At 68.9% G+C, this 8,938-nt stretch carries 11 protein-coding genes; all 11 read right to left on the reverse strand.

What is annotated here, in order from left to right:
- Positions 1-147: 147 nt before the first annotated feature.
- Positions 148-588: a DUF6884 domain-containing protein gene (locus U9980_RS15660; protein ID WP_322768593.1), complete on the reverse strand. Its 441-nt coding sequence runs from the start codon at positions 586-588 to the stop codon at positions 148-150.
- A complete protein-coding gene (locus U9980_RS15665) occupies positions 585-1,802 on the reverse strand; it encodes a glycosyltransferase family 4 protein (protein WP_322768594.1) in 1,218 nt (405 codons plus the stop codon). The genes U9980_RS15660 and U9980_RS15665 overlap by 4 nt, the downstream gene beginning before the upstream one ends.
- Positions 1,799-2,362: a formylglycine-generating enzyme family protein gene (locus U9980_RS15670; RefSeq protein WP_322768595.1), complete on the reverse strand. Its 564-nt coding sequence runs from the start codon at positions 2,360-2,362 to the stop codon at positions 1,799-1,801. Before U9980_RS15670 ends, U9980_RS15665 begins: the two co-directional genes overlap by 4 nt.
- Positions 2,363-2,367: 5 nt before the next feature.
- Positions 2,368-3,129 (reverse strand): reverse transcriptase domain-containing protein, encoded by a 762-nt coding sequence (locus U9980_RS15675; protein WP_322768596.1) that lies wholly within the window; start codon positions 3,127-3,129, stop codon positions 2,368-2,370.
- Positions 3,130-3,209: 80 nt separating this feature from the next.
- On the reverse strand, positions 3,210-4,307 hold the full coding sequence (locus U9980_RS15680; RefSeq protein ID WP_322768597.1) for a Gfo/Idh/MocA family oxidoreductase: 1,098 nt from the start codon (positions 4,305-4,307) through the stop codon (positions 3,210-3,212).
- A complete protein-coding gene (locus U9980_RS15685) occupies positions 4,304-5,437 on the reverse strand; it encodes an aminotransferase class I/II-fold pyridoxal phosphate-dependent enzyme (protein ID WP_322768598.1) in 1,134 nt (377 codons plus the stop codon). The genes U9980_RS15680 and U9980_RS15685 overlap by 4 nt, the downstream gene beginning before the upstream one ends.
- A complete protein-coding gene (locus U9980_RS15690) occupies positions 5,434-6,012 on the reverse strand; it encodes a phosphoribosyltransferase (RefSeq protein WP_322768599.1) in 579 nt (192 codons plus the stop codon). The genes U9980_RS15685 and U9980_RS15690 overlap by 4 nt, the downstream gene beginning before the upstream one ends.
- Positions 6,002-6,700, reverse strand: coding sequence for a 7-carboxy-7-deazaguanine synthase QueE (locus U9980_RS15695; protein ID WP_322768600.1), 699 nt, complete (start codon positions 6,698-6,700; stop codon positions 6,002-6,004). The genes U9980_RS15690 and U9980_RS15695 overlap by 11 nt, the downstream gene beginning before the upstream one ends.
- A complete protein-coding gene (locus U9980_RS15700; RefSeq protein WP_416210286.1) occupies positions 6,697-7,092 on the reverse strand; it encodes a 6-pyruvoyl trahydropterin synthase family protein in 396 nt (131 codons plus the stop codon). Before U9980_RS15700 ends, U9980_RS15695 begins: the two co-directional genes overlap by 4 nt.
- A complete protein-coding gene (gene queC, locus U9980_RS15705; protein ID WP_416210287.1) occupies positions 7,079-7,786 on the reverse strand; it encodes a 7-cyano-7-deazaguanine synthase QueC in 708 nt (235 codons plus the stop codon). The genes U9980_RS15700 and queC overlap by 14 nt, the downstream gene beginning before the upstream one ends.
- A gap of 121 nt (positions 7,787-7,907) precedes the next feature.
- The gene (locus U9980_RS15710) at positions 7,908-8,651 is read right to left on the reverse strand and encodes an SAM-dependent methyltransferase (RefSeq protein ID WP_416210288.1); all 744 of its coding nucleotides are present in this window, start codon (positions 8,649-8,651) and stop codon (positions 7,908-7,910) included.
- Between the last annotated feature and the right edge of the window lie 287 nt (positions 8,652-8,938).

Consider the following 8,938-nt stretch of genomic DNA (forward strand, 5'->3'; position numbering starts at 1 on the left):
CGTTGTGGGCGGGGATCACGACACTGAGGCTGCGCGCCGTGGTGACGTGCCCAGCGAGGTCCTGCCACGCCCTGCCGACGCGGGATTGGTAGGTCCGGATGATCGGGTCGTAGTCGTTGTCCCGCGCATGCAAATCGTTGCGGAGCGTCATTGCGGCCATCCCCAGTTGTCGATCACTTCGCAGGCTGCCGGCCAGTCGCCCGCCGGATCGGGGAACCAGTGCAGCCGCGGCCGGATGTCGGCGCGCAGCAGCTCCGCGAGCGCGACGAGGTAGGCCGGTTCCACCAGCACCAGCAGTTCGCGGGGATGCGGGGCAACCAAGACCCGGCTTGTGAGTGCACGGCCGACACAACGTGCGAGTTCGCGGGCCCGCGAGAGCGTCATCTGCTGGTCGTAGGAGGCGATGCGGTCGTCGGCGCCGACGAGTCCGTAGCGTGCGGAGAGAACGAAGATTCGCTCGCGCAGCGATGGATGGGCGTGGACCCGGCCGCGGAGCTGGGGCACGCAGCCGCCCTCATACAGGTCCAGGGCGGCGTACTCGCCGCAGCCGGCCTTGCGGTGGGAGCAGCCGACAATGATCGCGTTCATGCGATACCGCCCCGTACACGATGATCATCGGAGTGGGTGGTCGTGGTGTTGAGGTCGAAGTCGGTGTCGTCGAAACTGGCCAGCCACCGTTGCGCGACTGCGGCGGGCGTGAACGACGCCGCACGCCGCGGTCCTTCAGCAGACGCTTTCTGGTATGCCTCGGCGTCAGCGAGGAGCCGGTCAGCGGCCAGCCACAGGCCGTGCGGACCGTCTATCGTCGGCACGATGACACCGGCACCCCGCACGAGGGCGGGCAGGTTCCCGACGGCGTAAGTGACGACCGGCGTGCCGACGCTGAGCGCTTCGAGAGCGACCAGCCCGAAGGTTTCCGCGAGCGAGGGGACGATGACCAGCGCGGCCTCGGCGAGAAACGGGCGGACCTGTGCCCACGGTCGGGGTGGCACCGTGCGCACCGCGGGTGACGCACCCGCAACCGCGTGGTACGAGCGCCGCAGCTCGGCGTGCATACCGGGGCGGTACTCGAAGCTGGCTTCGGCCACAGCCACCTCGACCGCCCGCTGCCACCAGGCGGGAAAGTGTTCGAGCAGCGGCACGATCCCCTTGTCCGGTGCCAGCCGGGTGAGAACCCGGACCGGGCCCTCGCGGCGTAAGAGCTCGCGGGCATCCCGACCCGGGGCGGTAACCGAGGTGGCCGAGGGGCCTGCGAGGTGCAGCGCGTTCGGCACCACCCGCCACCGCGCCGCGGCAAGACCACATGCAACTGCCTGGTCGATCACCGTCTCGCTGGGCGCGATGACGACATCCGGTTGCTGTCGGAGGGCAGCGCGGATCTGCGGTTCGCATCCGGTGAGCACGTGCACCATCAGCCCCGTCCGCGCTGCCCGCGACCGTCCGAGCACTCCGAGGCCCCAGAGCGCGTCCATCGAGCAGACGAGGTCGAACCGTCGATCATGAGCGATCGCGTCGAGTTCGGCGGCCAGCCCGGATGCCTGCGTGAGCGCGGCGTCGAAGGTGTCGGGGTGCAGCAGCTGCGGGAGTTGCAGGCTGTGCAGCCGGGCGACCCGCCGGTCGTCGGGCTGCCGGGCCGGCCCGGCGGCGATGATGGTGACCTCGTGGCCGAGTTCCTCCAAACCATCGGCGAGCGCGGCAATGCTGCGTTCGATCCCGGCGGGCTCGTCGAACCGGTAGGGGGCGAAGACCAGACCGATCCGCTGAAGACGCCGGAGAGGCTGATGTGCCGCATGGGATGTCATAGGTTCCGGACCACCCTCACTCCGATGCCCGCCGACGCACGGTCGCGGGGGGCGGCGTTGAGGAACTTCCCGCGGGCGTACAGCGGCAGCGACCGGTAGGAGCCACCCCGGATGACCGACCCGTCGCCCAGGACAGGGGTCGATGTCCACTCCCACACGTTGCCGGCAACGTCGCGGAGCCCGTCCGGTGTCGCACCAGCCGGATGGAGATCTACCGGGGTGGGCTGGCCGTACCGGGAGCCGCGCAGGTTCGCCCGCGCCGGTGTCCACTCCTGGTCGCCCCAGGGATAGCGACGCAGGGAGGCGCCGATCGCCATCCATTCCCATTCCACGCTGGTGGGTAGCCGTCCGCCGATCTGTGCGGCCAGGACTTCGGCATCCTGGAACGTGAGGCCGGTGACGGGTGCGCTTGGGCTGACGCCGGGCGGTGGAGTCCGCCCGCACTGCGACCAGGTCACCGGCGTTCGTGTCCAGGCCAGCGGCGGAACGGAACGCGGCCGGGCCCGGTCCCCGTATGGGCACACGCCACCGGCGACCAGCGCCCACGACAGCAGCTGCATGCCGTTCATCCGCTCAGAAACAGATCTTCGGGGTTCGGCGCGTGCCGAACCCCGCTCTTGGCTGGTGACGGAGCCAGCCGGCGGGTCGCCAGCGCGGCGATGAGAAGATCGTAGGCGGCTTGGGCGTCACTCCGCGTGCGGGTGAACAGGCAGTAGTTGTCGTAGAAGCGGACGACGCGCAGATGACCTACGGCTTCGTCGACGGGCACGAGCATCAGGTGCAGCAGCTGTGGGAGCAGCGCTGCGCCGGGGTGCATCGCCGACGGCAGTGGCTCGAGGACTCGTCGCAGCAGACGAAGGTAAGAACCGTCTGTCACCCATTGTGCCGTCCAGTCGATCACTTCGTCGACAGTGCGTCCGGCCGCGGCGGACCGGACGTCGATGTCGGCCACCCATTCATAACCCTCGCCGAGGTGCCGGGCCGCGTCGCGGACAGCTGTAAGCCGGTTACGCCCCGGACGGCCGCCGGAGACGAAGTCGCGCAGCACCGTGGTTTCGAGAATCGGCTGGAGGGCCGTGGCCATCGCGCGATGCACGATGCGGTCCTCGACCGGGCAGATGAGGATGTCGAACGGCTTGCCGCTGAACGTCTCGACCGCAACGTGGCGGACCTGCCCCGGCTGCCACTGCCCCGTCCGCAGCCGCTGGGACAGGTCGCTCAGCCGGCCGCCGAGCCCGACCCGGTACTGCGCCCAGGTCAGCCCGTCCGGGCCGGGGCTGGAGGCTCGGCGCATGCAATGGCGGGCCGCCGTCCGGAGCCGACGCACCTCCCACACCCACGGCATCAGCGAGTGTGCCGGAGGGCATCGGTGCGACGGCGCATGAGCGCGCGCCGCGACAGGCGTGGTCACCGAGCCTCCCGAACAGCGCCAGCCAGCGAAGCGATCGGGGTGGGCGACGCCACCTGAGCAACACTCATGATCGATTCAATGATGTTGGCGACGTGCAGGCCGGATTCGCCCGTGCAGATCCGCTCCCGGCCGTCTCCGGCGAGTGCGGCGGCGAGTTCCAGAACCCCCATGCCACGCTCGACCGTCGCCACGGCTGGCTTGGCCGGTGGTAAGGGGCTCCAGGCCTGTCCGGCCCGTCTGCGGATCAGGACTACACCGGTGTGGAAATTCGGGTCGGGCAGCACGATGGTGGCGTCGCTCCCGTGGATTTCGAGGTGGCTGGAGCGGGTGCTGGGAGCGTCGAAGCTCGCGGTGAACGTGATCGGCACGCCGGTGTCGGTTTCCAGCAGCGCGGTCACATGGGTGGGTGCGTGCGCGGTGAAGCTCTGTCCGGCACGTGGCCCGCACCGGATGGTCCGGGTCGGACGGAAGGTCGCCGCCGCGCCGTGGACAGCGGTGATCGACCCGAGCAGAAAGGAGAGAGTGGACAGGTAGTAGGTGCCCATGTCCACGAGGGGGCCGATCCCGGCCGCATGGAACCGCTCCGGGTTCGGATGCCACCGTTCCGGCCCGGCGGACAGGTAGGACGCGGTCGCGGCACGGGGCTGTCCGATGGCCCCCGACGTGATGGCTAACAGCGCGGTTTGCGAGGGTGAGCCGAGCACGGTATCCGGTGCGGCGCCGAGCAACGTCCCCTTCTCCGCGGCGGCGCGGACGAGCGCGGCTGCCTCGACGGCTGTGACGGCAAGGGGCTTCTCCACGTAGACACCTGGCACACCGGCGTCGATCGCAGCACGAGCGAGGCGCGCGTGCGTGTCGGGCGGGGTGAGGATGACCACCAGGTCCACCAGATCCGGATCGCTGAGAAAGCCTGGGGCGAGAGCGAACGGGATCCCATGCCGGTCAGCGAAGGCCTTCGCAACGCCGGGAATCTGATCGGCGCAGGCGATGACGGTCGCGGTCGGGCTGATCCGGATCGTGGTGGCGTACTCCTCAGCGACCATGCCACAACCGATCAACCCGACACGGACGGGCATGTTCACGACGGTCGTCATACGGCTACCTCGCACAGGGTTCGGGTGGTGACGGCGGCAACGTGATCAGCAAAGCTGTCGTGGTGCTCAGACGGGAGCCATGGCGTCTGGAGATCCAGATAGGAGTGGATCTCCACCATGCTGCGGGCCGGTTGGACGGGCCACGCGCCGGCGGTGTGCAGGTCACCGGGTCCGGGCCACCAGCAGCGCAGGCCGGCCCGCCAGTAATCCGAAGCGAGACGCCGGGCGGTGTCGGGCGTCGGCAACCACATCCCGGTCAGCGACCCGTTACCGTCCTCGATGTCACGGGCCGTCCGAGGAATGATCTCGCTGATGCCCTCCACCGTGAGAAGGCGGTCGACGAGCCGGCGTTGCAGACGCCGCAGGTCGGCGGTGAGCGCATCCAGGTGGTCGAGCTGCGGGAGGGCGAGCGCCGCGCTGACCTCGGTCATCCGCTGCTTACCGCGCCACACCGCCTCCGGCGTAGGCACTCTAGTATCGCCCGCGACCGCCCGGACGAAGGACAGCAGGTCGAGGTCGTCGGCGAGGAGGAAACCCCCCTCGCCGACCGCGATCATCTTGTAGGTCTGCGCGGAGAACGCCGCGACTGTTCCCCAGGCGCCTGCCGGACGGCCGCCGACGGTGACGCCCCAGGCTTGCGCGCCGTCCTCGATGAGCGGGATCTGCCGCTCGGCCAGTTCCGCGGCGATCCGCACGATGTCGGGGGCGGGCCGTCCGCGGAGATGGGCGAGGACGACCGCGCCGGTCGCCGGCCCGACCAGAGGTGCGAGCTGTTCCCAGCTCGGCGTCAACGTCCTGTCCACCGGTGCGACCCGGACGGTCGCACCGGCCTGGGCGGCGGCCGTGCCGATGGACACCCAGCCGACCTCGGGGATGACGACCTCCTGGCCCGCCCGCACGCCGAGCGCGCGCACCGCGAGGGCGAGCGCGGCCGAACCGGAGTCGACCGCGACCGCACCGGCGCGGCCAGCCCGTGCGGCGACCCGGCGTTCGACCTCGGGAAGGTGGCGGGCGCCGAACGTCGCGACGTCACCGCCGCTGATCGCGTCGGCCGCGAGCCTGACCTGTTCGGCGGCGGTCAGGGTGCTGTACTGGTAGACAGGCGTGACACGATGACGATCGATGTTCATCGGAGGTGAACCTCCGTCGGAATCGGTAGGTCCACCCGCGCGAGTGGGGTATTCGGGACGGCCTCCCACGGGAAGACAACCCAGTCCCGGACCTCCCACACCCACAGGTCAGGAGTCATGAGCGCGCCGGCGTTCAGGCATAACACACAGCTGATCAGTCGGAGACCGGGCGTGGCGAGGGCGCCGGCGACCGCGGCCAGGGTGGCGCCGGTGCCGCAGATGTCGTCGACGAGCAGCACGGGGCCGCGCAGACCGCCCGCCGGAATCCCGTCGACATCGCAGCTCACCCGCCCGGTGGCCTGGGTATACGGCGCTGGCGTCGGATTGTGACGCGCCTGCACGATCCGGACGGGCACATCGAGATGGGCCGCGATCGCCGCCGCCGGTGTCCGCCCGCCCTCCGCTATCCCGATCACCTCTGCGATCGGTCCGTGGCGCGCGCTGGCCGCTGCGGCGACCAAGCGGGTCGCGTCGGCGACGCCGGTCTCGGACGCGACCCAGAGGTGGGAACGGTCGAAGATCCGGGCGAAGGAACCGCTGGAGTGGATGTCCAACGGCGACGGGTCAGCGGCCACGGCGATCACCCCAGGTCAGGATGTGCAGGCGGCTCGTCAGGTGCCAGCCGCGAGCGAGGACGGGGTCTGCGAGACGGCGTATCCCGGCGAGTACCTGGCCGTCGGTCGCCCCTTCGGGCATGATCCAGACAGGGGCGAGGCTGTGGGCGCCCGCCAGCTCGGCGACCTCGTCGAGATCGTCTTCTGTCCGTACGACGAACTTGAACGCCGCCTTGCCGGTCTGCGCGAACGCGTGCAGAGCGTCGGGCCGGATACGCCGAAAGCGGGGCATGCCGCTGTGCGCCAGCTTCGGCGACACGACGAAACGTGCCACGACGGCGGTCAGCGCCTGTGGGGGTGGGATGACGCCGCTCGTCTCGATCTCCACGCGGCGGTCGGAAGCCGCCAGCATCGTGCACAGCGCTGTCAGCGAGCGTCGTTGCGCCAGCGGTTCGCCGCCAGTGACCACGACCAGGTCGGTGGACAGACCGTTGGCCCAGGTGACGACGTCATCGACCGTGACCGTCCGGCTTTCAACGGCGCGGTCGAAGCGTGACCAGTCCCAGGTGTAAGGGGTGTCGCACCATACGCAGGCCAGCGGGCAGCCCGCGAGACGCACGAACACCGCCCGCTGCCCGCATGACGGCCCCTCACCCTGAAACGTCGGGCCGAACATCTCCGCGATCTGCAGGGTCCGGCTGCCTGTCACGCTTCACCCCGGAACTCGGCCCAGCTGGACGGCGATTCGGATACCCGCACCACGGTGAAGCGGCCTGTGACGGCCGGCTCCAGGTGGGTCACGCACCAGCCGAAGAGATGCTCGGCCAGTAGCTCCGAGGTCGGTTCGACGTCGAGAACATCGTTGAGGAGCCGGTGGTCGAAGTTCTCCGCGAGATACACCCGGAAGGGAGCGAGGTCACCGAAATCGGTGACGAATCCTGGGTCGACCAGGCGATGTGCGCTGAGCTCGACCTCCACGGTGTAGGTGTGGCCGTGCAGCCGTCCGCACTTGTGACCGGCGGGAAGGCCGTGTAACACGTGCGCCGCGTCGAAACTGAAACACTTCCCGATGCGATACACGGCACCGTCACCCCGCCGCATATACGGTCGGATCGGGGACACCGGCCAACGCGAACGCCTCCCGGCGTTCGGTGCAGGTCCCGCATCGGCCGCAGTGAACGGCACCTCCCTTGTAACAGGACCAGGTCTCCCCGAACGGCACACCCAATTCCGCCCCACGCCTGACAATCTCAGCTTTGCTCCATGTCAGGAATGGTGCGAGGATGCGGAACCCATCGGCCAGGAATCCGTCGTTGCCGACCCGCGCGCATACCTGGAGGGCATCGATGAACTCCGGGCGGCAATCCGGATAGATCGTGTGGTCGCCGGCGTGCGCGCCGAACGCTACCGCGTCGGCCTGCTCGACGACCGCGACGGCGATCGCCACGTCCAACATCAGCGCGTTACGGTTCGGCACCACAGTGATCTTCATCGTTTCATCGGTGTAATGCCCGTCAGGGACCTCCACGTACGAGTCCGTGATGGCGCTGCCGGCCAGCAGCGCTCCCACCGATTGCACGTCGACGATGTGATGCCGGGCGCCGAGACCGGCGGCGACGATGGCCGCTGCGTCCAATTCCCGGCGATGGCGTTGGCCGTAGTCGAACGACAACAGCATCAGACGGCTGCCGCCCGCCTGGAAGTGGTAGGCGAGCGTGCTGCTGTCGAGCCCTCCTGAGATGATCACGACAGCGGTCGGCGGACAGAACTCGGTTGATATCGGCGTCATCTCCATGCCTCTCGAGGAGTTCCCGCTGGGAGGAGCGAGGTGGAGTGAGTGCGACGTCCGGGTATATGCACACCCGAGCCATCGCAGATAGTCCTACATAGTGCAAACAGTGATGAATTGGATGTGATCAGATCTTGCGGCCGACCCCGCCGTAGATCCACACCTTGGTGTGGCCCTTGGGAGGCTTGTCATCCGGCCGCCAGACCGGCACCCGGACGAGCCCCGGGTCCACCAGTTCGCAGCCGTTGAAGAACGCGGAGATCTCGGCGTGACTGCGCACCGTCAGCGTCGACGTCGCAGTGTCGTAGACGGTGGCGACCTGCGCCGTCACCTCGGGACGCAGATCACCGGTGGCATGGGACACCACCAGAAAGCTGCCGACCGGCAGCGCAGCGAGCAGTGTCCGCACGATCCCCGCAGGCTCCTCCCCGTCGGTGAGGAAATGCAGGACTGCGACGAGGAGAAGACCGACCGGCTCGTTGAAGTCGATCAGCTCGCGGACCGTCGGATCGTCCAGAAATTCCTCCGGCTTGCGCAGGTCGGCCGGAACCGCGCGGGTCGGCCCGCTCCCGGCCAGCAGCGCGTTCGCGTGTGCCAGCACGATGGGGTCGTTGTCCGCGTAGACAACCCGTGTTTCCGGGGCGATCTCCCGGGCAACCTCATGAACGTTCCCGGCAGCGGGAAGGCCCGCGCCGATGTCGATGATCTGGCGGATACCGGCGTCGGCAACGAGGTAGCGAACAGCCCGGCCCAGGAAACGGCGGTTCTCCCTCGCCATCAACCGCACTTCGGGCGCGACCTGCAGCACCTTCTGCGCCGCGACCCGGTCAGCTGGATAACTATCCTTACCCCCCAGGTAGTAGTCGTACATCCGCGCCGGGTGCGCCACGGCCGTATTGATTTCATTCGCCACCCGGCGATGCTCGCTCACGCCATTCTCCGATCGAAACATGGGACCACCCGATGCCGCCGCCTCAGACGAGGCATCGGCATCCCAGCCAGCGATGCGATGTACGCGCATCTCCGGTGGGAGTAGCCTCGCAGCGACGGATGGTCATGCACAGAGATTGGCTGTCCGCTGCTGTCCGCGGACATTGCGGACAGCAGTGGACAGCAGCGGACAGCAGCGGACAGCAGCGGACAGCAGCGCGATACGGA

The organism is Protofrankia sp. Cr1, from assembly GCF_963555865.1.
Taxonomy (GTDB): Bacteria; Actinomycetota; Actinomycetes; order Frankiales; family Frankiaceae; genus Protofrankia.

Coding starts and splice junctions, on each gene's coding strand:
- U9980_RS15660 (WP_322768593.1), bottom strand. CDS start 588: ATGAACGCGATCATTGTCGGCTGCTCCCACCGCAAGGCCGGCTGCGGC.
- U9980_RS15665 (WP_322768594.1), bottom strand. CDS start 1,802: ATGACATCCCATGCGGCACATCAGCCTCTCCGGCGTCTTCAGCGGATC.
- U9980_RS15670 (WP_322768595.1), bottom strand. CDS start 2,362: ATGCAGCTGCTGTCGTGGGCGCTGGTCGCCGGTGGCGTGTGCCCATAC.
- U9980_RS15680 (WP_322768597.1), bottom strand. CDS start 4,307: ATGACGACCGTCGTGAACATGCCCGTCCGTGTCGGGTTGATCGGTTGT.
- U9980_RS15685 (WP_322768598.1), bottom strand. CDS start 5,437: ATGAACATCGATCGTCATCGTGTCACGCCTGTCTACCAGTACAGCACC.
- U9980_RS15700 (WP_416210286.1), bottom strand. CDS start 7,092: ATGCGGCGGGGTGACGGTGCCGTGTATCGCATCGGGAAGTGTTTCAGT.
- queC (WP_416210287.1), bottom strand. CDS start 7,786: ATGGAGATGACGCCGATATCAACCGAGTTCTGTCCGCCGACCGCTGTC.
- U9980_RS15710 (WP_416210288.1), bottom strand. CDS start 8,651: ATGTACGACTACTACCTGGGGGGTAAGGATAGTTATCCAGCTGACCGG.